Below are 23247 nucleotides of genomic sequence, written 5' to 3'. Positions count from 1 at the left end.
AGATGGGTGGAATACTCACAATCGACAGAGAACAATTCATTGAAACAGCAAAACATTCCGCCGGCGGCAGGGATGTTATCGCTGTTGTAAAGAACAATGCATATAACTACGGATTGGAATTTGCTGTCAGGGCTTTTTGGGAAGCGGGTATCCGTTCCTTCGCCACCACTTCTCTGGACGAAGCCAGGCATATCCGTTCATACGTACCAAGGGCTTTGATATTCATGATGAATCCGGTCAGGGATCTCGAAGCGGTGCGTGAATATGAACTTCATATCACACTGCCCTCTCTGGAATATTATTATGAACACCATGAAGCACTCGCCGGCATCAATGTGCACCTGGAGTTTGCAGGACTTTTCAACCGGTCCGGGTTCGAAGATGCACCTGGCATGGTGGAAGTGATGGAACATCAGAAAACCCTTGAACCGGCTGAGCAGATGCATATCAAAGGGATATGGACACATTTTGGGTATGCCGATGAACTGGAAATGGATGAATATGAAATTGAGCGTGGCATGTGGCTTGGCCTTCTGGAAACGTTGGGCAGATCAGGATATAACTTTGATATTGTACACTCCCAGAACAGCGCAAGCTTTGCCCGCGACGGTATTTTGGATGGGCATACCCATCTGAGGCTCGGCATCAGTCTTTACGGCTCTCGCCCCTACTACAGTCTCCCTGAAACGGATTTTATCCAAAGTCTTGAACTGAAGGCGGAAATTGTACAGATAAGAAATATCAGATCGGATCAGAAATGCGGCTACGGCGGGTCATATGAACCGGACGGAGACAGGAGGATCGCTGTCGTCGATATCGGCTACGGTGACGGCCTGTTAAGGAAGCGTGCGGCATTCGACTGCATGATAGGCGGCAGAAGATATCCGATAAAATCCCTGATGATGAGTCATATGATTGTAGAAATCGACGGTGCAGTCTCTCTAAGTGATGAAGTGGTATTATACAGCAATGAAATGAGAATCGATGAATTCACGGCTAAAGGTGTCGGGGCCAACTCCGAACAACTGGGCGCATTGAATTATCATTCTTTGGAAAAGGTGATTTTAAATGACACTGGAATACATCAATAATGAACTGTCTGTAAACGGGAATGGTTTAACAGGCATCGCACGCGAATACGGCACTCCTCTTTTCGTATACGATGAGAATATGATCAGAAGCCAGTGCAGGAAATATCACCGGGTGCTTGAGGAGGCTGGTCTTGACTATTCCATTTCGTATGCGTCCAAAGCATTTACGTCTGTCCAGATGGTAAAACTCCTTGCCGAGGAAAAGATGAAACTTGACGTAGTCTCCCAGGGCGAACTCTATACAGCACTCAAAGCGGGATTCAACGCCCGGGATATCCATTTCCACGGGAATAATAAGACAGCACAGGAAGTGGAATATGCCCTTGCTTCAGGGATTGGCCTTATTGTAGTGGACGCCCTCGATGAAGTTGCATTGATTGACAGCATTGCAACTGGAAAGATCGATGTGCTGCTGCGGATCAATCCCGGAGTGGATGTGGACACACATGAATTCATCCAGACCGGCCAGGAAGACAGTAAATTCGGACTTTCAATACATAATGGTTCAGCTCTCGAAGCAGTAGATGCCATCAAAGAAAGCCGCCATCTGAACTTCAGGGGTATCCATTATCACCTGGGAAGCCAGCTTTCCACCGAATCTCCCTTCCTCAATGCACTGGAGGCTGTCTACTCGTGGCTTTCGGATTCATCATTGGATATAGAAGTGCTGAATATGGGCGGAGGCTACGGTGTAAAGTACGTTGAAGACGACAGACGCTTTCCGATTGAATCGGGATTCAGAAGCATTACCGGTAAACTGAAAAGATTGGCAGAAAAGTATGGTTATCCCCTGCCCCATGTGATGATAGAGCCTGGAAGGTCCATCATAGCCGAAGCCGGCACGACTGTTTATGAAGTCGGTGTAATCAAAGAGATACCGGGTATCACCAAATATGTATCCATTGACGGCGGGATGAGTGATCACCTCAGGACGCCGCTGTACGATGCACAATATGAAGTAATCCCTGTAAACAGAACAGAGGGTGGTGACACCGAAGCGAATGTAGTCGGCAAGCTGTGTGAATCCGGCGACATCATAGGTAAACATCTGGCCGTACCCGCCGATTTGAAACGGGGAGACCTGCTGGCGGTGAAAACTACGGGTGCCTATCATTATTCCATGGCATCCAACTATAACCAGATGGCAAAGCCCGCAGTCGTATTTGTGGATGATCAGGAAACACGGCCGGTCATCCGGAGACAGACGCTTGGGCAGCTTATAGAGAACGACGTATTATAAATTCGATTAATTAAAAGAAAACCTCCCGGACAAAATGTCCGGGAGGTTTTGATGATACAAATCAATTTACATTTAAATGATTTATATTATAGTTTAACAACGTTTGCAGCTTGTGGGCCGCGGTCGCCTTCAACTACTTCAAATTCAACTGATTGACCTTCCTCGAGGGATTTGTAGCCCTCTTGGTTGATAGCTGAGAAGTGAACGAATACGTCGTTTTCGCCTTCAATTTCGATGAAGCCGAAACCTTTTTCTGCGTTGAACCATTTTACTGTACCTTGTTTCATTAATTAAATCCTCCAAAGACGATATTCAATATGCAAATTACTCAGAGAAGACAAATGTATTAAGTCTTAATACGCCTCAGCTGTATAATAATGCCTATTGCACTATCAATTATACGCCATGAATCAGAATATTGCAAACCAATCTTTGAAGGATTTCCCCATTGTTTTTAAATTTTAAAATGTATATACCGCATCATCTTTCATCATGATCGGTGTATAGTAGATCTGTATGTCCTCTCCGCAATCTTCACAGTATTCAAGTTCGCATCCATTGAAGAAAGCGTGCATGTCATATTTCCCTGTCCTGAAACTGTGATAGGCGCTTTTCATCTCATCGAGCAATTTCCCGTATTCCTGTCTCATTTCATTTTCGGCATCGAATGTGTATGTTTCCACAATGTTCTGCTGCCAGTCGTCAAAAAGCCACCAGCCTTCATAATCGGCTTTAAGTATAACGATATGAAACATTTTAAAAACTCCATTCGCCTTTGATAATATATGTATTATATACGCGTATAATTAGCATTATCAAGCTAAAAAACTTATAATGTAATATAAAGAGGTGCAAAATATGGAAACCAGGATGATTATTGTAATTGGTCACGTACAAGGTGTCGGTTTCAGATTTTCAACAAAGATGATAGCAGATGAGCTTGGGATTACAGGATATGCCGAAAACGTTCAGGACTACGTCGAAATACTGGCAACCGGCAGTGCCGAAGCACTGGATACGTTTACGCGAAGAGTTGTCGAAGGTGCCTCCCCTTCTTCGAGCGTGAATGATTACTCTGTCAAGCAACTGGACCTTGATGACAGCTATAAAAAGTTTTCAACAAAATAGTACTGACTGAAGGTGTAATATCGACATGAAATATAATATATCCCACTGGTTTGCTTCAATGGTTTCAATACCGGTTGCCATCGTTGCCGGCCTGGCTTCAATGATTGCATTCGATATCCATCTTGTCTACGATATGTTGATCGCAGCGGGTGGATTTTTTGCAGCATATTTTCCGTCCCAATCATACAGCATGAAGTCGCACTTGAGGGAAATGGGCATAACAAAAAGTGAATATAAATATGTCAAAACCAAGCTTGGTGAAGCAAAGGAGAAAATAAGAAGACTCAGAAAGAATTATAAAAATGTAAGAACATTGAAAGATGCAAAGCTCATCTATGATATCAACAGGATTGTCAGGACAATATACACTTCCGTCGAAGACAACCCGAAGCTGTTTTTTGGCGTCCAGCAGTTTTTCCATTCAAACCTCGATTCGGCGGTAAATACTATCGAACAGTATCTCTATCTTTATAAAATGCCCGGAAAATCCAAAGAAGAGAAAGTGAAGCTGCATGAAACCAGAATCTCGCTTCTCGAGCTGAAGCGTACACTCCAGTCCAACCTTTCAGCAATGAACAGAAGTACCTATCACTCATTGGATGTGGAAAAGGAAGTCATCAAATTGAACCGCAAGCGTTCAGAAGGGCCGCTGCGGCTGGATAATGAACTGGAAAAACAGAAAGTGAACATGGACAAAAAAGAGAAAGAACCAGTAAAAGCTGACAGAGGTGAAAAAAATGAAGGAAGAAAATAAGTTGAAAGAAGAGCTTTTAAGTGATCCTTTTGCCCCAATGGAGCGTGACGTGGATCAGTCTGAAAGAAAATTGAAGCTTCAGCCTGAAAGGGACATAGAAGCCTCTCCCCGCCAGACAGCAGAATCGCTCACAACCTACCAAGAACGTTTCGATGAGGAAGACCTGAAAAAAATCAATGAAATCAAAGAGAAAATCGAGCCGCTTAACAATGATGCGCTCATCCAGTACGGCTCCAATGCACAGCAGGCACTTTCCAAATTTTCACATCAGATGTTGAATGAAGTACAGTCCAAAGACGTGGGTCCCATCGGTGATACACTGGAAGATCTGATGAAGAAACTTAAAGAAATAGATCCAGATGAATTATCCAGTGAAAAAAAGAATATTTTCACGCGTCTGTTCAGGCGTGTAAAGAAGTCTGTGAACGAAGTCATCTCCAAACACCAGAGTGTAGCCTCCCAGGTGGACCGCATCAGCATCCAGCTTGAGCATGCCAAGGAAGTGCTGACGAAGGATGTTCATCTGCTGGATAAGCTTTATGACCAGAACAAAGATTATTTCGATGCGATCAATATCTATATCGCAGCGGCGGAAATGAAAAAAGAAGAATTGAATAACGAAGTCCTCCCCGATCTTAAAAAGAAGGCGGATGCATCAAACAATCAGATGGATGTACAGGATGTCAATGATATGATGCAGTATATCAACCGCCTGGAAAAACGGGTCCATGATCTGAAGCTGTCCAGGCAGATTACACTTCAGTCCGCCCCCCAAATACGCATGATCCAGAATATCAACCAGACGCTGGCTGAGAAGATACAGAGTTCCATTCTGACAAGTATTCCACTGTGGAAGAATCAGATGGCCATAGCACTTACGTTGCTGCGACAGGAATCTGCTTCACAGGCGCAGCGTGCAGTGACAAACACCACAAATGAACTGCTTACTAAAAACTCTGAGATGCTCAAACAGAATTCGCTCCGTACTGCAGAGGAAAATGAGCGTGGTATTGTGGATATTGAAACACTTAAAACGACACAGGAGAACCTTGTGACGACAATCGAAGAGACACTGAGGATACAGCAGGAAGGTTCCCAAAAACGCAATGCTGCGGAAAGGGAACTAGTACAGATGGAGGACGATCTCAAATCGCGCCTGCTCCAGCTCAAAGAGGAACATCGTTACTGATATAAAAAAAGCAGTCCGGAAAATTTTCCGGACTGCTTTTTTTATCAGGTATATTTGATTTTCTCTTTTTTAAGACCGATGAGATATCCGGCAATATAGCCGATGATCATGAACGGAATCCATTCGAATGAACTTGCGAAGAATGGAAGGTTTTCAAGCCAAGGCATCTCGAGCCAGGCATTGCGATGCACTACACTGAGTATACTTACTGCGATCACCAGTACCACAGGCACTTGGAAACTGAGTCTCGGAGATGTAATGAAGTAAGTCACAAACAGCAGTAGGACCGAAGTAATCGCAATCGGATAAAGGATTGAAAGCACCGGTACACTCGTCTGGATAACCTGTTCCAGACCCTGATTTGCAAGGATGAAAGAAATCAGCGTAAAGATTACTACGAAAACTTCATAGGAAATTTTCGGCAGGATCTTATGGAAATACTCACTTACTGAAACAATAAGTCCTGTCGCTGTCGTCAGACAGGCAAGCAGCACTATGGCAGCCAGCAGGATCATGCCGAACTGGCCGTAAGCCAGGTCAGAAACGAAAGTGAGGATGAAAGTACCTGAATTCTGGTCTCCGATTTCTTCCGGTGTGAGGTTGACTTTATTGCCGATCCACCCAAGGGAGATGTAGATGGTACCCAGGAGTACGGCTGCGATAGATGCCGATTTTACAGTACCGATCAGCAGATCTTTGCGGTTGTTAACCCCCAGATCCCTGATGGAATTCAGCACGACCATGGAGAACGCGATGGCAGCGATGGCGTCCATGGTCAGATACCCTTCCGTAAAGCCGACTGAGAATGGAGAATCCGTGTTGAATCCTTCTCCAAGCGGTGCAGAATCCATTCCGAAATACAAAGTAATCGCGCGTATGATCAGCGCGACAATAGTAATCAACAGGAATGGCGTCAGTATTTTTCCAATACTGTTGGTCAGGGAGTCCGCCCTGTAACTGAGTGCAAATACAACAATGAAGAAAATGACACTGAATATAAAAAGACTTAATGCTCCCGCATTCTCCATGAATGGCAGTACAGCCATTTCATAGCTGGTTGTTGCCGTTCTTGGAATGGCAAAGAATGGGCCGATTGTTAAGTATATGGCGACCATGAAAATAATTGCAAAAACGGGATGTACCACTTTTAATGATTCGACATACCCGTCTTTTGATATTGAGCCGGCAATAACACCGATAAGAGGCAGTCCTACACCCGTAAGGACAAATCCAGCTATTGCCAGCCAAAAATAGTCTCCGCTTACAAAACCGAGTCCCGGTGGAAAGATAAGATTGCCCGCACCAAAGAACATGGCGAAAAGCATGAAACCGACGATGAAACTATTTTTAGTACTCATCTTGTGACCTCCTAATATGTGAAATAATAGATAAACATTAGTTTACCTTATAAGACTTTTAAAGTCTATAAAATTTTAAATTATCAGATATATTAAATGGTGTAAATCTAAATGACCAGCGATTTAATGACCCGTTCGATAATATTCGGAAGTATATATCCGATTTCTTCGGGATTTTCCACGATTACCGTATTCTGTCCGTAAATATTCTTGATTGCATCCCGGGTGTTTTCCTCATTAGCAACATCGATGAAGATATTGATGACGTTGATGCCATTTTTCCTGGCTTCATTGACGGCTTCATGAGTATCGATTATACCACTCTGGTTATACTGCTCCGCGCTCGGCAGACCGTCTGAAAATATAATCATGAATTTATCTTTTTCCATCCGCCTGTTGAGTATCTCGGTTTCATGGCGGAAGATGAAGCCGTCCCTGTTATCCCCTGATGCTTCAATATCCAGAAGTGATACCGGATAGTAGTATCTGGATCTGTCAAAATTCAGATGCTCATACAGATAATTCGGATAGTGATCGGACATGATTTCAAATGAATCTTCATGATGTGATACGATTCTCTGGGGAATGCCGAGGCTCTTCAGGATGTTGTTTATGATGATGATACCATTTATGCACTCTTCCATATGGTCGGTCATCGAATAGGACTGGTCAAGTATGATGGAAAACGCTGCATCAACCTCTTTCGATTCTGAAATCTTCTTGGTGAATATCTTGTGGCTGCCACTTACAATTGCACCAGTCGGATTTTTCATCAGCTTTCCTGTGCTCCTGTTGGATTGGAACTCATTCATCTTGAAATTCAGTATTTTTGTAATGTCACCTATCACCTTCTGTGCCAGGTCATTATAAAAATCATATATTTTCCTGTAGTTTCCATAATTGGTCATTTTGATCTTCGGCTTTCTGATCAGGAGTTCTGCATGTATGTTAGCGGCCCCCGTGTCACGCATGCGGTTATCTCCCCTGTTACGGCCGAAACCTTCATGGTAGTCCTCTACATCGTCATCGTAATCATTCTCTACATTATGCCTGCTCTTCCTGGCTGTATTATCTCCTGTTTCACCCAGCATAGCTGCATCTTCCGCATCACGGTCGGTTTTTGTATCCACCCTGCCGGTATCGTGACTGATATCATTTTCGTCATTTTCACTCTGCAGTTCCGCACGGTCTTTCCTGAAGGGCGTCGTATGATTATAGGCACTGATGTCATTGAACGGCATATCATGGATCTGATGATAGCCTGACAGTCTGTCGCGGGGCGCAGCTGCACTGATTATTTGTTCTGTAATTGCTATGCTGTCCGTTGTACTTCTACTGATGATGCTAAGAGATTCATCGCCGGCTTTGAAATGATTTTCATATTCCAGTACAGCCGTGTTCAATGTCTTCAGCAATGATTCAGCATCATTGGTGGACTGTTTTCTGTATTCCTCCAGCAGAATGGCATCACCTGATGCAATCATTTGTTTTATAAATGGCCGCTGTCTGATGGACTCTATCCTGTTCCGGTAATGCTCCAATGTCAGGAAAATCTGCTGGAATAGTATGTCCCGGTCCTTTGCAGTTTCAAACGCTTCATAATCGAACAAAGAAGCAGATGGAAATCTTGTCAGTATATCATGGCGGAAGCCCTCGAGCTCCGTAATGTCATATCTATGCTTCCAGAATGTACTGACATATACAGTATTGACGTATGGGTTGTAATAGCTGTGTTTACGTACAGAAACAGACACGTCCTTATCTTTGAATAATAGACGTGTCAAATCTGTGAGTTCCATCATGACTTTGGAGTCGATGATTTCATCATTGAATTTTATAAATGAATAGCTCATATTGATCACATTCCAAAATGAAGTTCGGCTGCATTCAGTATCGCTTTCTTTTCCTGCTCACTGTCGAGCTTATCGATGATGGACCGGTAGCAGGCACGGGAAAGCGGCATCAGGGTGCTCAGATCTGCCATATCCAGAAGGCTTCTCACGCTCGAAGGTTCCCTTGATATCTGGCCCTGTTCCGTCATTGTCACCAGATCCTGATGGAAATCGGTCAGCGTATCAATGATTTTCTCATCCTTCTGTATACTCTGGTCCATAAGGACGGTTTTGAGGGATTCCTTGGATACATAGCCGATTTCAATGACATTGAATCTGTTAAGAAGCGCTTCGTTCATCGGCATGGTGCCGACGTAACCGACGTTGATGGCAGCAATCGCCCTGAAATCCTTGTGCGCAGTCAGCGTTTCACCGGTCAATGGGTTAGTGAGCGTCCTTCTGTAATCAAGGGCTGCATTCAATATAGGGAGGACTTCGGGTTTCGCCATGTTTATTTCATCGATGTAGAGGATCGCTCCGGCATTCATGGCGCGTATGACCGGTCCGTCGATGAATACGATTTCCTGCCTGTTATCTGTATATTCGATCGTTTTAAAGCCGAGAAGTGCCTCGATATCAACATCCACCGAACAGTTGATGCTGTACATTTCCCTGCCCAGTTCGTCTGCCAGATCCTCAGCCAGCCGCGTTTTACCGGAACCTGTCGGGCCTTTCAACAGAAGGTTTTTTCCGAGTTTCAAAATGCTTTCGGCATCCTGCTTTATATGTTCATCGTTGTGTAGGAATTCAGCACACATGATTAATTCACATCTTCAAAATAAGTCTTGTAGTAGCCCCCGACTTTTCCGGAGTTGTCCTTGACGAATATATATTCATCAGTTTCATTGACCACTGTATATTCCTGGCCTTTAGTCAACATATCTGAAACCTTATATTTGGCAGCGTTTGTATGCACTGCCCTCACAGTTCTTAAGTTATTGTCATTCCATGTTTCATGAAGCATGTATATCTCCCCAGACTTTCAGATTTTAAATATATTCTAACATAAAACAGCAGGTTTCCCACACGGAAACCTGCTGTTGATAACTTATATCAGCCTTCCAGAAGAAGGTCTTCAGGGTTTTCAATCAAGTCTTTGATTGTTTTAAGGAAACCGACGGCTTCCTTACCATCAATGATCCTGTGGTCATAGCTGAGTGCAATGTACATCATCGGACGGTTTTCCATATTATCATCATCGATGGCAACCGGGCGTTTCTGGATTGTATGCATACCCAGTATGGCAGCCTGTGTTCCGTTGATGATCGGTGTGGACATGAGTGAACCGAATACACCACCATTTGTAATTGTGAATGAACCGCCGGTCATATCGTCAAGTCCGAGTTTCTTATCCTGTGCCTTTTTGGCAAGGCTGGCGATATCGGATTCTATATCGGCAAAAGTTTTACGTTCCGCATCTCTGACGATTGGAACGACAAGCCCCTCTTCTGTTGACACGGCTACACCAATATCAAAGAACTGTTTGAGGATGAGATCCTCTCCGTCAATTTCCGCATTCACCGCAGGATATTTTCTGAGTGCAGCGACAGCAGCTTTTGTGAAAAATGACATGAAGCCGAGACGTGTGCCGTCGTGACGGTCCTGGAACTGATCCTTCTTGCGTTTTCTGAGTGCCATGAGGTTTGTCATATCGACTTCGTTGAATGTCGTAAGCATTGCTGTATTTTGAGAAACTTCCAGAAGTTTCTTGGCGATGGTCTGTCTTCTGCGGGACAATTTTTCCCTTACAACCGGTTTTTCAGGTTTGTCTGATGATTTAGCCTTAGGTGCTTCTTTCTTTGGTTCGTCCTGTTTTGCAGGCTGATTGGAATGATTGTCGACATCCTGGCTTCTGACAAGTCCACGTGGATCTGAAGCGTTGATGTCACTAAGGTCGATCCCTTTTTCACGTGCCAGACGGCGTGCGGACGGTGTTGCAACAATGCGGTCATCATTACTTTCTGATTCGGCTTCTTTTGATGATGCCGGTTCTTCCTTCACATCTTCAGATTTACTTTCTTTTTTGCTTTCTCCGGATTTGTCTTCATCTGATTTTTTCTCTTCAGAAGCACTCTCCTCTGAACCTGAACTGCCGCCTTCTCCGTTTTCATCGACAATGGCGATCACCTGGCCGACTTCGACAGTGTCGCCCTCTTCCGCTTTGAGTTCTGTAATCACTCCGGCCTCTTCACTGATCACTTCAACATTGACTTTGTCCGTTTCAAGCTCAAGGATATTCTCCCCCTGCTCTACACGGTCGCCTTTTTGCTTCAGCCAGCTTGCTATTGTTCCTTCTGTTATGGATTCAGCCAATTCGGGTACTTTTACTTCTGCCATTATTTTACCTCCTAGGATTTTAGAGCGTCGTCAATAATATTTTGCTGTATGATCTTGTAAGACTCCCCGTCGCCTTCTGCAGTTGAAGCACGTCTGATTCTACCCACATAATTGAATTCTGTCTTCTCGGGAACAATTTCCAGAAGGTGAGGCAGGACGAAGTGGTATGCACCCTGGTTTTTAGGTTCTTCCTGGACAAATCTGACTTCCTCGAGATTTTTGATGTCACTAAGCAGATTCTGGATGTCTTCAGATGGGAATGGATAGATCTGTTCCAGACGGATGATCAGAATGGAATCATCCGGATTTTCCTTCTGTGCGTTCATCAGGTCAACTGCCATTTTTCCGCTTGCAATCAATACCTTCCTGACTTTTGTCTTCTTGTACTCAGGTATGATCACTTCCCTGAAGCTGCCTTCCAAAAATGCGTTTACGGGTTCACTGACAAGCTGGTTCCTGAGCAGGCTCTTAGGTGTCATGAGAACGAGTGGTTTCATGCTTTTTGTACCGAGATACTTTGCCTGTCTTCTGAGAAGGTGGAAATAATTGGAGCTGCTGGAGAGATTGGCAACTGTCATATTGTTTTCAGCTGCCAGCTGCAGATATCTCTCAAGACGGGCTGATGAGTGTTCTGCACCCTGCCCTTCTGAACCGTGCGGAAGGAACAGTGTCATGCCTGACTGCTCTCCCCATTTCGCATTTCCTGCGGACAGGAAGTTGTCAAAGAACACCTGTGCCATATTGGAAAAGTCGCCGTACTGTGCTTCCCATATTGCCAGTGCTGCTTTGTTTTCAACATTATAACCGTAATCAAAACCGACAACTGCGGCTTCTGACAGCGGTGAATTGTGAACGTCAAACGTCGCATTCACATCATGTATTTCATGCAGAGGTATGAATTCCTTCCCTGTGTCGGGGTCGTGGAGCACCACGTGACGCTGTGCAAATGTACCGCGTTCTGAGTCCTGGCCCGTCAGCCTGATCGGCGTTCCATCCTGGTTTATGGTGGCAAAAGCGAGTGCTTCGGCGTGTGCCCAGTCAACCAGTGCATTTTCATCCTCGAATGGTTTCTTTCTGCGGTCAAGGACATTGGAAAGCTTTTTGAAGACGGTGAAATCTTCCGGGTAGTTGAACAATGTTTCATTAATGTCCTTCAGTCTATCGTAACCAATCTCATCGACAGTATTTTCATGCCCTTTGAGGACTGCTTCCGGTGTATTCAGTTCACTGTCTACATTCGTATCAGACTTGTCGATCTTGTCATGGGCTTCGCGCATTTCATCGAGCACACCCTGGATGACCTGTTTTTTCTCATCCTCTGTGATTATCTCCTGCTCCACAAGTTCACTGCCGTAGAGTTCATCAATTGTCGCACGCTCTTTGATCTCTTTGTAGAGCATCGGATTGGTCGTCGTGGGTTCATCCATTTCATTATGGCCGTAGCGGCGGTAGCCGACGAGATCGATGACGATGTCCTTATTGAACTTCTGTCTGTATTTCAATGCGATTTCAATGGACCTGAGTACATGTTCGGGCTTGTCGGAGTTCACATGGAGGACAGGCAGATCAAATCCGAGAGCTGCATCTGATGCATAGACTGTCGATCTTGCATCGGTCTCTTCAGTGGTGAAGCCGATACGGTTGTTGGCGATGATATGAAGTGATCCGCCAGTCGTATAGCCGTCGAGCTTGCCGAGGTTTAATGACTCGTATACAATACCCTGTCCCGGGAATGCAGCGTCACCGTGGATGATTGCCGCGATTGCCTGGTTGTAGTCCTGCTCCGGCAGGCCGGTATGGTCTGTGGATTCCTGCTGGGCCCGCGTCTTACCAAGTACCACAGGGCCTACGACTTCCAGGTGACTCGGGTTGTTTGCAAGGCTGATGCGCTGCTCCAGCCCCTTGTCGTTCCTTGTCTTGGCGCCGCCCAGATGATATTTCACGTCGCGCGCCCATCCTTGGGTGATTTCAAGTGAGCCGTCTTCAGGCAGGAACTTCATCGGATCGGTATGCATGAATTCACTGATCATCATTTCATATGGCTTTTCGAGGATGTGGGTCAGCACATTGAGGCGTCCCCTGTGAGCCATGCCGATCTGAAGATTTGGAATCCCCTCATCAGCCAGCATATCGAGAAGGTGATCAAGCATCGGAACCAGGCTGTCGACACCTTCTATGGAAAAACGCTTGGCGCCGACAAAGTTCTTATGAAGGTATTTTTCAAAGCCTTCAACTTTTGCAAGTGTCTTGAAGAGATGTTTCTTTTCATCATCACTTAATGAAACGGGACTCTGCTGTTCGATTGTTTCCTTAAGCCATTGACGTTCTTCTGTGTCATTGATATGCATATATTCATATGCGAGTGGCCCTGTGTACAATTCATACAGCTGGGTCATCGCTTCGTATGCGTTATCATAATGATCCTCAAGATGCGAACTAACCAGAGAAGCCGGCATCTGTTTCAGATCATCTTCAGAAAGGCCGTAATCTTCAAAATCAAGACTTGGTATGTTTTTTACATCGGGTCTGTATACTGGATAAATATCCGATTTCAGATGACCGAACAGCCTGATGTTATCCAACAGTCTCAGCAGGCCCTTAACCTTATCCTGATCCATATTTGATACGGCAGCACCGGACCTGTCGGAGCCGATACTTTCAAACAGCGTGCGCATTTCCTCACTCACACTGTCGGGATCTTCTTGATACATGTCATGAAGCTCGAGAATCATCCCCAGGTTTGTTCCAAAACGAAGCGGAGCGTTCTCAAGTTCTTTCTCTTGCATTTTGCCACCCTCTTTAGAATCTTTTTAACTTTTACACATACTATTCTAGCATTAAGACATACCGTTTTAAAGCGAATTATAGGTGTAAAAAGAACAATAACATCAATTATATCGGGAATCTTATCGTGACCTTTGTAAATTTACCCTCAGCGCTCTCGAGCCATACGTTTCCCTTATAGTTCTCGATTAATTTTTTTGCGATTGACAGCCCGAGCCCGTTGCCGCCCTGCTGTCTGCTTCTCGATTTGTCCACTCTGTAGAACCTGTTGAAGATTGCTTCTATTTCCCCATCCGGTATCCCTATGCCGTGATCCATGATGGAGATGTCGAAATAGTCCTCTTTTTTCTCGGTGGTCACTATGATGTGTTTATTCTGTGTATCGTATTTTATGGCATTGTCGAGGAAGATGATGAGCATCTGTTCCACATGGTAGGAATTGATCATGAACTTGATCGGTGATGGATCGAGATCCAGTGAGAATGTATAATCCGGATGGACCTTCTGCATGGAATTTACACGGCTCCTCACTTCCTGGTTGATATCGATCTCCTCCCTGTTCTCGTTCATTTTGCCGTCATTTTTGGTCAGAAGCAGCAATTCTTCTACAAGCTTGTTGATGCGTTTCAGCTCATCGATGGAAATATCAAGCGATTCATCAAGCACCTCCGGCTTATGTTTCCCCCATCTGCTAATCAGTTTCAGGTGACCCTGTATGATCTGCAGGGGCGTCCTGAGTTCATGCGAGGCATCTTCGACAAACTGTTTCTGCTGGTTGTAGGATTCCTCAAGCGTGTCCATCATATGGTTGAATGAATCCACCATGTAATCAGTCTCTTCCGTATTCGTTTTAAGCTTCAGACGTTCCGAGAAGCCTTCCGATTCAATCCGTTTCAGCTGGTTCGCAATGCTTCTGATCGGTTTGACCATCTGGGTGGAGAAGAAATAACTGATTATGGAAGTGAATAATATTGACAGGAAACCGACGATGATGGCGATGAACATCATCATCCTGATGACGGAATTATAGGAATCCAGAGGATGGATGACCGACAGATAACCGTTCCAGTATTGTGAATCGATGTTTACCCTGCCGATCAGATAGCTGCTGTCGCCTGTCTCCATCTGCGAAATTTCCTGCTCATAGACCGGTTCGAATTCGCTCTCAAGATCCATCGGCACCCCTGTGGTCGCGCTGTAAACCACATCTCCGCCCTGTGTATAGAGGATCATCTTCTGCCTGTCATAGAGGCTCGAATAAATTTCATTCTGTCCGATTGTATTTATCGGCTGCGATTCATACAATGATTCCAGCTCTTCCAGGCTCCTCTTGAGTGAACGATCCTCCTGGTCCTTCAAATAGACACTCGTGAAATAGATGAGCAGTGAGCTGAATATGAGGTATGTGATTGTAATTATCAATGTCGACAGCCTGAGCCATCTGTACTTTAATGAGTTTCTGTTCATGGGCGGATCACATATCCCACACCGCGTACAGTTTCGATGTATTTATGTTTATTGAAAGGTTTCAGCTTGTTGCGCAAATATCTGATGTACACGTCCACAACATTCGTCTCCACTTCACTTTCATACCCCCATACATGGTCAAGTATGGTCTCCCGCTGCAGGACGATGCCGGCATTTTTAACCAGCAGGTGAAGAAGCTCATACTCCGTCTTGGTGAGTTCGATATCGTCCCCTTCGATTGTCACCCGGTAGGCTGAAGTATCGATTGAGATGCCGTGGAGTTCCAGCACTTCCTGCTTTTCCTCCATGTTTTGGGAACGTCTCATTATCACACGGATTCTTGCCAGCAGCTCCTCAATTTCAAAAGGCTTGACGATGTAGTCATCCGCGCCGTAATCAAGGCCGACAACCTTGTCGTATGTCTCCCCTTTGGCTGTTATTATGATGATGGGCACGTCTTTGACTTTCCGGATTCTCCGGCAGACTTCAAGGCCGTTCAGCTCAGGCAGCATCAGATCGAGCAGGATGCAATCATAATCATTCCCGAGTGCCTGATCAAGACCATCAGTGCCATTTTCAGAGAGGGTCACCTCATATCCTTCATGGATAAGTTCAAGCTCTATGAACCTTGAAAGGTTGATTTCATCCTCCACTACCAAAATATGTTTCATATTCATCTTCCTATCTTCTGTTTTTCATATCATATCATTTTAAATGTATTATGAAAAAAGTTAAACGTGTGAAAGAATGCTCTGTCATGCATCTAAACAATAATAAAAAAGCAGCGCCCAATTTTTGGACGCTGCCTATGTGTGTTGGATATATTCCTCTGGTTTGAAAATGATCTTTTTAAATAAGGGGGGCTTATTCATTCTCATTGATAATCATTTTCAATTACATTCTAACCAGTTATCCTCCGGGTGTCAAGCTTTTTATGAAAAATCATTGTTGCAACGAGTACAACCATCGTTCCGGCTACAATCCCCGCAATGACATCTGTTGGATAATGGACGCCCAGGTACACTCTTGAAGACGAAATCATGAGTATGAAGAAAGCACACAATGCGTACAGCAGTCCTTTGCTTCTCATGCCGCTGTTTTTGACGATAATACCGAGTGAGCCGAAGAATATTGTCGATCCCATCGCATGTCCACTCGGAAAACTGAATCCGGTAATATCAATGAGTCTCAACAGGGACGGTCTCTCCCTGTCGAAGGAATTTTTGGTTACCGGTATCAGAATACTGCTTGCCAGCATCGCAACTATCAGGAAGAGTGTATGGAATTTGAGTTTGTACAGCATCAGTATGGTGATCATGATGAGTGACAGGATCACCATAGACAGGACCTCCCCCACCTGCGTGAATCCAAGCATCAGAGCCGTAGTGATGAAGCTCTCGGAGGCATAGATGAATTCATATACCTCGGTATCGATCCATTTGCCTACCCTGGATTCATGGAAATAGGCAATCACGCCGAAAATAAGCGTGAATACGAGAAATAAAGACATTTTTTTTGTGCGGCTCACTATTTGTCCTCCTTGCTGAGCAGTCTGTCGACAAGGTTTTCAGGCTTGAATCCTCCTTCAAAACCTTTCATTCTTGCGATGATCTCACTCCTGTTGTTTTCAATCCTGGCGGCACTTTGATTGAAATGTGCAAGGTCCAGCTCAGACTCCTGGATCACTTCCGCATATCCTTTTTCCTTGAAGTATTCAGCATTTTCCACCTGATCTCCTCTGCTCTGAGACAAAGGCAGAGGTATGAGAATCATCGGTTTTTCATTGAGGAGGAACTCATATATCGCATTCGATCCACTGCGTCCGACGACAAGATCCGATATTTTTATCAGATGGGGCAGTTCCCTTTTGACAAATTCATATTGCCTGTAGCCTTCCCTCTCAAGAGAGGCGGCATGGTTCCCTCTGCCGCACAGGTGGATGATCTGCCATTCCTCAAGCAATGTATCAAGGTTATCCCTTACAAACTGGTTGATGGCTTTTGAACCGAGCGATCCACCCATGATCAGCATGATCGGTTTTTCCGGATTGAACCCAGTCATTTCGTATCCGATACGGGAATATCCCCTCCTGAGTTCATCCCTGATCACCGGCCCCAGGTATTCCGATTTGTCCGCCGGCAGGTAATCCAGTGTTTTCTTGAAAGTGACGAATATCTTAGTTGCAAATTTGCTTGCAATTTTATTTGCCAGACCGGGAGTGATATCCGACTCGTGTATATAGACCGGAATATTCAATGATCTGGCTGCCAGTACGACCGGCACACTGACGAATCCTCCCTTTGAAAAGACAAACTCAGGTTTTTCCCTTTTCAGGATCTTCCTGGCATCAAAGACGCCTTTTATCACTTTGAAGAGATCTTTGCCATTTTCAATGGAAATATAACGTCTCAGCTTCCCGCTTGAGATGTTGAAGTATTTGATTGAAGTGGCACTTATTATCTCTTTTTCGATTCCTTTTTTTGAACCAATGTACACCGGTTCGACATCCCGATTGAAAAGGCCCGGAATCAGAAGCTTATTGAGCATCACATGCCCCACGGTGCCGCCGCCTGTAAGCACGACTTTCCTTTTTTTTGAATCCATAATATCCTCCATACTCCATTATGCTAAATACTTTAAACCATTTGCCTGGATTGCACAATATAAAGCCGCATAAACATAAGTTCATGCGGCTCTGACTTTATTCTGCATCCTGCTCTTCGGAGGATTCCTCCTCCGGAGCGTCCTGTCCTTCAGACGGGCTGGAATCTTCTTCGGTGGATCCCTCTTCTGCAGATTCTTCAGAGGATTCTTCGGACTGACCTTCTCCGTCCTCTTCAGGTTCTGGACGTTCTATTTCGATATGTTCCGCATTTTCGGATGCACGCTGCTCGATTTCCTCTTCAGAGTATTCGCCATTGATATAATCGATCAAATAGCTGAGCTGTGCGTCATTTTCATTGATGTACTGTCTGAGTTCGCTCATCAGGGCAGTTGACGTTTCGCCTGTCACATCTCCCGTCTGCTCCAGCCCCTGCTCGCTCTGGAAGTTCATGACTGCGGTTGTAAGTTCAGGTGTGAATGTCGTATTGAAATCACTGATTTCATATCCGAGGGTATCCAGTGCGACTTTGATGGAAGTCACTGTCTCATTGGTCTGTCCTTCGGCATAAACTTCCTCTTCACTGAGCATATCCACGCGGTAGTAATCCGGATTGACCAGCTCTATATCCGGTGTGATGCCCTCTTCATGGATCCAGTTGCCCTCCGGTGTCAGCCATTTGGTGTTGGTGTACTTGAGCATTGAATTATCACCGAATTCCTGTGTGCGCTGCACTACTCCCTTGCCGAATGAACGGGTTCCGGCAATGGTGACATCCTCGTTCAGGTCATTCATCGCTCCGGTGAATACTTCTGAAGCGCTTGCGGACCCTTCATTGATCAGTATATACACATTCATATCCTCAGTGGATGGGTTGGCTTCATTCTCGGTCACGATTTCGGTGCGCTCACCTGAGTTATCTTCGAGATAGAGCGCCGTCTGCCCTTTTTCAACAAACTGGCTGATCATTGAAACGGCTTCATCAAGCAGGCCGCCCGGATTGTAGCGGAAGTCTATGATCACGTCTTCAACTTCCTCCTCAGCGGCCCGGTTCAGACTGTCTTCGAACTCCTTGGTCGTTCCCTCCTGGAACCTGTTGACGCTGATATGGGCCACATCATCAATCACTTCATAAGTCACACTTTCAATATGGATGGTGTCCCGTGTCACGGTAATATCCATCGGCTCGCCTTCGCCCCGGACGATGGACAGGACGACATCCGTCCCTTTTTCGCCGCGGATGAGCTGTACTGCCTCATGAGTGGTCATCCCTTCTGTGGATTCACCGTCCACACCGACAATCTGGTCTCCGGGTTCGAGACCTGCTTCTTCAGCCGGCGAACCTTTCATCGGGGATGTAATGATGATCTTGCTGCCTTCCTGCATCACTTCGGCACCGATGCCTTCAAAATCACCGGTGACGGATTCCTGGAATTCAGCCGTCTCATCTTTGTTCATGTATTCGCTGTATGGATCATCCAGTCCTTCGACCATCCCCTCAATCGAAGATTCTATAAGTGCATTCCTGTCTACATCAGTATAGTATTCCGATGTGATAGTATCGTATACATTATACAGCTTGGCGAATTCACTCCTTGTATCCGTGCCCACGTTGACGGCTTTTTCCGAGCCTGCTTCAAGGCTCAGCGCCGTCACCACAGCTGTAGCGATTACAGCCGTCAGCATGATTATGATGAACCAGAATAGGTTTATACTTATGCGGCGGCCGCCGCCTTCAACTGATTTTTTATCCTTTTGGTCCTCGTTCAAAATTCACACCTAATTTCTACTTGAATAATTACATAATAGTTTAACAGTTTATGTATTGAATTTAAAGAAAAAGAACAGAAAGGCACATACCTTCCTGCTCCCAGCCGGCTGGCTTGTTATGCTTCTATGAATGGTACTGCAGCATCGAGTGCCACTTCGATCATTTCATTGAATGTCGTCTGGCGCTCTTCGCTTGATGTCGCTTCCCCAGTCAGTACATGATCGGAGACTGTCAGGATGGACAGGGCGCGTGCATCGAATTTCTTGCTGATGGTGAACAGCGCGCTGGATTCCATTTCCAGCGCAAGGACGCCGTACTCGGCAAGCTGTTCGATATTTCCATTTTCATCATAGAAGGAGTCTGCGGTGAAGACGTTGCCGACTTTGATCTGCATGCCTTTCTTTTTCGCTTCGTTGTAGCTCGACAGAAGGAGTTCAAAATCGGAAGTCGGGGCGTATTCGATGTTTTTGAACAGTTTTCTGTTCTGATACGAGTCACTTGAAGCACTTTGTGCCAAAATTACATCGCGAACCTTTACATCTTTCTGGATCGCTCCGCATGTACCGACGCGGATCAGATTTTTGACGCCGTATTCCTCCATGAGTTCATGGATATAGATGGAAATGGAAGGTACGCCCATGCCGGTGCCCTGTACAGAGATGCGTTTTCCTTTGTAGTAACCTGTAAATCCGAGCATATTGCGGACTTCGTTGTAGCATACTACATCATCCAGGAAAGTTTCGGCAATGTACTTTGCCCTGAGCGGATCTCCTGGAAGCAGTATAGTGTCTGCGATGTCGCCTTGTTTTGCATTGATGTGAATACTCATTTCTTGTTCTCCTTTAATTTTAAAAATTGTTCAGTGCTGCAGCCAATTCCGGTAATCCTCAAAGGATTCGTCATAAACAGAGAGTGGCATGTCTGCGTAGGGATTTCGTTCCAGATAATCTGAAACTTCCGAATAGTCACAGGCATCACGTGGAAACATGGTGTCTTCAAATATCAGGGCGGCGAGGCGCCCGATATCGGAATCCTCACCCCGCCGCGTCTTGATATAGTGATAGTAGGAATAGTTTTTCATTATTTGACAGCTGTTTTGACTACAACTGTTTCCCCTTTTACAGTATCCGACACGGACTGGATGTCGAATGACGCAAGTTCATCACTATTCGTGATGATGACCGGTGAAATGGTACTGTTCGCCTCTTCCTTTACAAGATCGATATCGAAGGTGACGAGCTTGTCCCCGACTTCTATCCTGTCCCCTTCAGAAACGAAGCCCTCAAACCCCTTGCCTTCCATGGCCACTGTCTCAAGACCGATGTGGATCAGCACTTCCGCCCCGTTGTCAGTCTTGATGCCGACAGCGTGGTTCGTAGGGAACACCTGCATGATCACACCATCGACTGGTGCGACCACCTCGCCGTCAGAAGGATCGATGCCGAAGCCCTCACCCATCATTTTTTCTGCGAAAACGGGGTCCGGAATATCTTCAAGCGGTACATAGGAGCCGTTCATGGGACTTTTAATCTCCAGGTTTTTGTCTACATCTTTTTCTTTCTTACCGAATAGATTTTTGAACATCTGCTTCATCTCCTGTCTTCATCTTCTTTATATAATAACCTATTGTCAGTCGAATAAACGAAGATATTCTGCATAACCTTTTTCTTCCATCTGATCTTTAGGAATGAATGTGAGCGCCGCGGAGTTGATGCAGTAGCGGAGTCCTCCCAGTTCTTTCGGACCATCCGGGAACACATGACCGAGATGGCTGTCGGAAGTTTCGCTCCTCACCTCTGTACGTCTCATGCCGAATGAATCATCGAAGTGTTCCGATACGTCCTCGGAGACGGATTTGGCAAAGCTCGGCCATCCACAGTCGGATGCGAATTTATCCCGGGAGGTAAACAGCGGTTTTCCGCTTATCTTGTCCACGTACAGTCCGTCTTCATAATGATCCCAGTATTCATTCTGGAAAGGGGGTTCCGTTCCATTTTCCTTCATGACGCTGAATTCGGCTGCTGACAGTTCATCAATATCTTTTTTCATTGTCATATATCAATTCACTCCCCAATGGTTTTCTACGAATGCTTTCCTTCCTGAACCTTTATAATAGGCATTGTAATGGCCGCTGTTCGTCTGGTAGAAATCCTGATGTTCATCTTCGGCACGGTAGAAGTTCCTGTACGGCAGAACCGGCGTGTTGATCGGTTTTGAGAAAATCTTCTGCTCGTCCAGTTCTCTGATGACCTCTTCGGCTGTTTCTTTCTGCGCTTCATCATGATAGAAGACAGCCGGCTCGTAACTTGGACCTCTGTCACCAAATTGTCCTGTGTTATCAGTAGGATCGAAAGTCTGGAAGAAAATGCCGAGCAGTTCTTTATAGGACATAATGGATTCGTCAAAATCGATCTGAACCGCCTCTACGTGTCCTGTGGATCCACTCGTTACTTCCTGATAGGTAGGATTTTCGACGTGTCCATTCGAGTAGCCTGAAACCACGCTGTTCACACCTTCGAACTGGTCGAATGGTTTCACGAGACACCAGAAGCACCCTCCTGCCAATGTTGCTGTTGACAAATAAATCACCTCATCTATTATCTTTCCATTGAAAAATACCATTCATCGTTCTGGTAATCAATTGAATCGACTCTCACATCAAGGCCGGCGGCCTCATCAAAAAGAGCCGTATCGATGACCAGCGCACGTTCATCGTCGGAAAACGAAATGCCTGCCGGCAGATCGCTTTGGGAACGGATGATCGAATAAAGGGCATCCTGCGGAAGCGGGATATTTGCTATATCTATATCCGACACTTCAAATACTATTGTATCACCTGTTGCCACCGGCTCAAGCTGAAATGAGGCATCCACACTGATTCCGTAAACATTGTTCCGGGAACTGAGACTGATGCCCGATTCGCTGATGTCGAGTGACAGGCTGTCATCATCAATACTCTCCATGATCAGCGATTCCACAGCATCATTCGTCATCTGTATTTCCATACCCGAATTTCCGCCGGAATAATTATCCTGCTCCCCGGGAGCTTCGTAGCTGCCAGATAGGAGATAGATCAGACCGGCGACGGCAATGATGTTGACTGCGAGAAGGATGATGAACAGCCATTTCCAGATTTTCATCTAAAACGCACCCCTGACGTGTTTTTTCTCGTCAGTTTCAGGAATTCATGCGGATACCTGTTCCTGTCATCGACGGTGCCTTCCTGTCTGCCAGCTATTTCCCAATCATTCATATCGTATTCGGGGAAAAAGGTGTCTCCTGCAAATGTTTCATGGATGCGTGTTATATACATTTCATCAACGAGTTCCATAGTCTGCCTGTATACACCGCTGCCGCCAAAAATGAATATCTTACCGGGAAGCCTGCTGATATCATCAATATCGTGGATGATATCAGCACCTTCAGCGCTGTAGTCTCCGTTTTTGGTGAGAATTACATTTGTGCGGTTTGGCAGCGGTCTCCCGAGAGATTCGAAAGTCTTTCTGCCCATGACGATGGTGTGGCCCTCCGTCAGTTTTTTGACATGTTTCAGGTCTACCGGCAGATGCCACGGCATTCCATTTTTGAAACCGATGACATTCTGATCGGCATGGCATACGATCAATGATACCAC

Annotated in this window: 25 protein-coding genes; 5 read left to right on the top strand and 20 right to left on the bottom strand. The window is 45.4% G+C overall.

Going from position 1 to position 23247, the window contains the following annotated elements; translation table 11 throughout:
- Positions 1 to 2 precede the first annotated feature (2 nt).
- Together WN59_RS02110 and lysA are read left to right on the top strand one after the other, a co-directional pair.
- Complete coding sequence (locus WN59_RS02110) at positions 3 to 1091, top strand: alanine racemase (protein ID WP_046511812.1); 1089 nt, start codon at positions 3 to 5, stop codon at positions 1089 to 1091.
- On the top strand, positions 1069 to 2331 hold the full coding sequence (gene lysA / locus WN59_RS02105; protein ID WP_046511808.1) for a diaminopimelate decarboxylase: 1263 nt from the start codon (positions 1069 to 1071) through the stop codon (positions 2329 to 2331). The genes WN59_RS02110 and lysA overlap by 23 nt, the downstream gene beginning before the upstream one ends.
- Positions 2332 to 2417: 86 nt before the next feature.
- Here lysA and cspA read toward each other — a convergent pair whose 3' ends face one another.
- Together cspA and WN59_RS02095 are read right to left on the bottom strand one after the other, a co-directional pair.
- Positions 2418 to 2618, bottom strand: coding sequence for a cold shock protein CspA (gene cspA, locus WN59_RS02100; RefSeq protein WP_017548994.1), 201 nt, complete (start codon positions 2616 to 2618; stop codon positions 2418 to 2420).
- A gap of 174 nt (positions 2619 to 2792) precedes the next feature.
- Entirely contained in the window at positions 2793 to 3086 is a 294-nt protein-coding gene (locus WN59_RS02095; protein WP_046511804.1) for a DUF1033 family protein, read from the bottom strand.
- Positions 3087 to 3189: 103 nt separating this feature from the next.
- Here WN59_RS02095 and WN59_RS02090 point away from each other — a divergent pair, with 103 nt between their 5' ends.
- The 3 genes from WN59_RS02090 to WN59_RS02080 are packed head-to-tail and all read left to right on the top strand — an operon-like array spanning position 3190 to position 5402.
- Complete coding sequence (locus WN59_RS02090; RefSeq protein ID WP_046511799.1) at positions 3190 to 3459, top strand: acylphosphatase; 270 nt, start codon at positions 3190 to 3192, stop codon at positions 3457 to 3459.
- A 25-nt stretch (positions 3460 to 3484) separates the two neighbouring features.
- Complete coding sequence (locus WN59_RS02085; protein WP_046511795.1) at positions 3485 to 4213, top strand: 5-bromo-4-chloroindolyl phosphate hydrolysis family protein; 729 nt, start codon at positions 3485 to 3487, stop codon at positions 4211 to 4213.
- Entirely contained in the window at positions 4197 to 5402 is a 1206-nt protein-coding gene (locus tag WN59_RS02080) for a toxic anion resistance protein (protein ID WP_046511791.1), read from the top strand. The genes WN59_RS02085 and WN59_RS02080 overlap by 17 nt, the downstream gene beginning before the upstream one ends.
- 44 nt (positions 5403 to 5446) lie before the next feature.
- Here the strand turns inward: WN59_RS02080 and brnQ are convergent, their stop codons facing one another.
- The 18 genes from brnQ to WN59_RS01990 all read right to left on the bottom strand — a co-directional run bounded on the left by brnQ (position 5447) and on the right by WN59_RS01990 (position 23247).
- A complete protein-coding gene (gene brnQ / locus WN59_RS02075) occupies positions 5447 to 6760 on the bottom strand; it encodes a branched-chain amino acid transport system II carrier protein (RefSeq protein WP_046511787.1) in 1314 nt (437 codons plus the stop codon).
- Positions 6761 to 6867: 107 nt separating this feature from the next.
- On the bottom strand, positions 6868 to 8613 hold the full coding sequence (locus WN59_RS02070; protein WP_046511784.1) for a vWA domain-containing protein: 1746 nt from the start codon (positions 8611 to 8613) through the stop codon (positions 6868 to 6870).
- A 5-nt stretch (positions 8614 to 8618) separates the two neighbouring features.
- On the bottom strand, positions 8619 to 9410 hold the full coding sequence (locus tag WN59_RS02065) for an AAA family ATPase (RefSeq protein WP_046511781.1): 792 nt from the start codon (positions 9408 to 9410) through the stop codon (positions 8619 to 8621).
- Positions 9411 to 9412: 2 nt separating this feature from the next.
- The gene (locus tag WN59_RS02060) at positions 9413 to 9616 is read right to left on the bottom strand and encodes a DUF6501 family protein (RefSeq protein ID WP_017548986.1); all 204 of its coding nucleotides are present in this window, start codon (positions 9614 to 9616) and stop codon (positions 9413 to 9415) included.
- A gap of 89 nt (positions 9617 to 9705) precedes the next feature.
- The gene (gene odhB / locus WN59_RS02055; RefSeq protein WP_046511776.1) at positions 9706 to 10989 is read right to left on the bottom strand and encodes a 2-oxoglutarate dehydrogenase complex dihydrolipoyllysine-residue succinyltransferase; all 1284 of its coding nucleotides are present in this window, start codon (positions 10987 to 10989) and stop codon (positions 9706 to 9708) included.
- An 11-nt stretch (positions 10990 to 11000) separates the two neighbouring features.
- Entirely contained in the window at positions 11001 to 13775 is a 2775-nt protein-coding gene (locus WN59_RS02050) for a 2-oxoglutarate dehydrogenase E1 component (RefSeq protein WP_046511773.1), read from the bottom strand.
- A gap of 106 nt (positions 13776 to 13881) precedes the next feature.
- Positions 13882 to 15240 carry a HAMP domain-containing sensor histidine kinase gene (locus WN59_RS02045; protein WP_046511770.1) on the bottom strand — a complete coding sequence of 453 codons (1359 nt, stop codon included), beginning with the start codon at positions 15238 to 15240 and terminating at the stop codon, positions 13882 to 13884.
- Positions 15237 to 15911, bottom strand: a complete 675-nt coding sequence (locus WN59_RS02040; RefSeq protein WP_046511766.1) for a response regulator transcription factor — start codon at positions 15909 to 15911, stop codon at positions 15237 to 15239. Before WN59_RS02040 ends, WN59_RS02045 begins: the two co-directional genes overlap by 4 nt.
- A 230-nt stretch (positions 15912 to 16141) precedes the next feature.
- On the bottom strand, positions 16142 to 16768 hold the full coding sequence (locus WN59_RS02035; protein WP_046511763.1) for a phosphatase PAP2 family protein: 627 nt from the start codon (positions 16766 to 16768) through the stop codon (positions 16142 to 16144).
- On the bottom strand, positions 16768 to 17844 hold the full coding sequence (locus tag WN59_RS02030) for an undecaprenyldiphospho-muramoylpentapeptide beta-N-acetylglucosaminyltransferase (RefSeq protein ID WP_046511760.1): 1077 nt from the start codon (positions 17842 to 17844) through the stop codon (positions 16768 to 16770). The genes WN59_RS02035 and WN59_RS02030 overlap by 1 nt, the downstream gene beginning before the upstream one ends.
- Before the next feature lie 97 nt (positions 17845 to 17941).
- A complete protein-coding gene (locus WN59_RS02025) occupies positions 17942 to 19612 on the bottom strand; it encodes a S41 family peptidase (RefSeq protein WP_046511757.1) in 1671 nt (556 codons plus the stop codon).
- A gap of 116 nt (positions 19613 to 19728) precedes the next feature.
- A complete protein-coding gene (gene deoD / locus WN59_RS02020; protein WP_046511752.1) occupies positions 19729 to 20442 on the bottom strand; it encodes a purine-nucleoside phosphorylase in 714 nt (237 codons plus the stop codon).
- A 30-nt stretch (positions 20443 to 20472) separates the two neighbouring features.
- On the bottom strand, positions 20473 to 20694 hold the full coding sequence (locus WN59_RS02015) for a YozE family protein (protein WP_046511750.1): 222 nt from the start codon (positions 20692 to 20694) through the stop codon (positions 20473 to 20475).
- Positions 20694 to 21197, bottom strand: a complete 504-nt coding sequence (locus tag WN59_RS02010; RefSeq protein ID WP_046511747.1) for a PTS sugar transporter subunit IIA — start codon at positions 21195 to 21197, stop codon at positions 20694 to 20696. Before WN59_RS02010 ends, WN59_RS02015 begins: the two co-directional genes overlap by 1 nt.
- Before the next feature lie 45 nt (positions 21198 to 21242).
- Positions 21243 to 21668: a peptide-methionine (R)-S-oxide reductase MsrB gene (gene msrB / locus WN59_RS02005; RefSeq protein ID WP_046511743.1), complete on the bottom strand. Its 426-nt coding sequence runs from the start codon at positions 21666 to 21668 to the stop codon at positions 21243 to 21245.
- 3 nt (positions 21669 to 21671) lie between these two features.
- Positions 21672 to 22193 carry a peptide-methionine (S)-S-oxide reductase MsrA gene (msrA, locus tag WN59_RS02000; protein WP_046511741.1) on the bottom strand — a complete coding sequence of 174 codons (522 nt, stop codon included), beginning with the start codon at positions 22191 to 22193 and terminating at the stop codon, positions 21672 to 21674.
- Between the two features lie 17 nt (positions 22194 to 22210).
- A complete protein-coding gene (locus WN59_RS01995; protein WP_046511739.1) occupies positions 22211 to 22753 on the bottom strand; it encodes a DUF2140 family protein in 543 nt (180 codons plus the stop codon).
- Positions 22750 to 23247 (bottom strand): dihydrofolate reductase, encoded by a 498-nt coding sequence (locus WN59_RS01990; protein WP_082099084.1) that lies wholly within the window; start codon positions 23245 to 23247, stop codon positions 22750 to 22752. The genes WN59_RS01995 and WN59_RS01990 overlap by 4 nt, the downstream gene beginning before the upstream one ends.

This window comes from Salinicoccus sediminis, assembly GCF_000986795.1.
In the GTDB taxonomy this organism is placed as follows: domain Bacteria; phylum Bacillota; class Bacilli; order Staphylococcales; family Salinicoccaceae; genus Salinicoccus; species Salinicoccus sediminis.
The sequence above is the reverse complement of the archived record's forward strand: the minus strand, read 5'-3'. Positions and strand labels throughout refer to the sequence as shown.

Bases quoted from the DNA above. Each gene is read 5' to 3' on its own strand.
- WN59_RS02050 (WP_046511773.1), bottom strand. From the start codon at position 13,775: ATGCAAGAGAAAGAACTTGAGAACGCTCCGCTTCGTTTTGGAACAAAC.
- WN59_RS01995 (WP_046511739.1), bottom strand. From the start codon at position 22,753: ATGAAAATCTGGAAATGGCTGTTCATCATCCTTCTCGCAGTCAACATC.
- msrB (WP_046511743.1), bottom strand. From the start codon at position 21,668: ATGACAATGAAAAAAGATATTGATGAACTGTCAGCAGCCGAATTCAGC.
- lysA (WP_046511808.1), top strand. From the start codon at position 1,069: ATGACACTGGAATACATCAATAATGAACTGTCTGTAAACGGGAATGGT.
- WN59_RS02085 (WP_046511795.1), top strand. From the start codon at position 3,485: ATGAAATATAATATATCCCACTGGTTTGCTTCAATGGTTTCAATACCG.
- WN59_RS02070 (WP_046511784.1), bottom strand. From the start codon at position 8,613: ATGAGCTATTCATTTATAAAATTCAATGATGAAATCATCGACTCCAAA.
- cspA (WP_017548994.1), bottom strand. From the start codon at position 2,618: ATGAAACAAGGTACAGTAAAATGGTTCAACGCAGAAAAAGGTTTCGGC.
- WN59_RS02090 (WP_046511799.1), top strand. From the start codon at position 3,190: ATGGAAACCAGGATGATTATTGTAATTGGTCACGTACAAGGTGTCGGT.
- WN59_RS02065 (WP_046511781.1), bottom strand. From the start codon at position 9,410: ATGTGTGCTGAATTCCTACACAACGATGAACATATAAAGCAGGATGCC.
- brnQ (WP_046511787.1), bottom strand. From the start codon at position 6,760: ATGAGTACTAAAAATAGTTTCATCGTCGGTTTCATGCTTTTCGCCATG.
- WN59_RS02045 (WP_046511770.1), bottom strand. From the start codon at position 15,240: ATGAACAGAAACTCATTAAAGTACAGATGGCTCAGGCTGTCGACATTG.
- odhB (WP_046511776.1), bottom strand. From the start codon at position 10,989: ATGGCAGAAGTAAAAGTACCCGAATTGGCTGAATCCATAACAGAAGGA.
- WN59_RS02040 (WP_046511766.1), bottom strand. From the start codon at position 15,911: ATGAAACATATTTTGGTAGTGGAGGATGAAATCAACCTTTCAAGGTTC.
- WN59_RS02015 (WP_046511750.1), bottom strand. From the start codon at position 20,694: ATGAAAAACTATTCCTACTATCACTATATCAAGACGCGGCGGGGTGAG.
- WN59_RS02010 (WP_046511747.1), bottom strand. From the start codon at position 21,197: ATGTTCAAAAATCTATTCGGTAAGAAAGAAAAAGATGTAGACAAAAAC.
- deoD (WP_046511752.1), bottom strand. From the start codon at position 20,442: ATGAGTATTCACATCAATGCAAAACAAGGCGACATCGCAGACACTATA.
- WN59_RS02095 (WP_046511804.1), bottom strand. From the start codon at position 3,086: ATGTTTCATATCGTTATACTTAAAGCCGATTATGAAGGCTGGTGGCTT.
- WN59_RS02080 (WP_046511791.1), top strand. From the start codon at position 4,197: ATGAAGGAAGAAAATAAGTTGAAAGAAGAGCTTTTAAGTGATCCTTTT.
- WN59_RS02030 (WP_046511760.1), bottom strand. From the start codon at position 17,844: ATGGATTCAAAAAAAAGGAAAGTCGTGCTTACAGGCGGCGGCACCGTG.
- WN59_RS02110 (WP_046511812.1), top strand. From the start codon at position 3: ATGGGTGGAATACTCACAATCGACAGAGAACAATTCATTGAAACAGCA.
- WN59_RS02060 (WP_017548986.1), bottom strand. From the start codon at position 9,616: ATGCTTCATGAAACATGGAATGACAATAACTTAAGAACTGTGAGGGCA.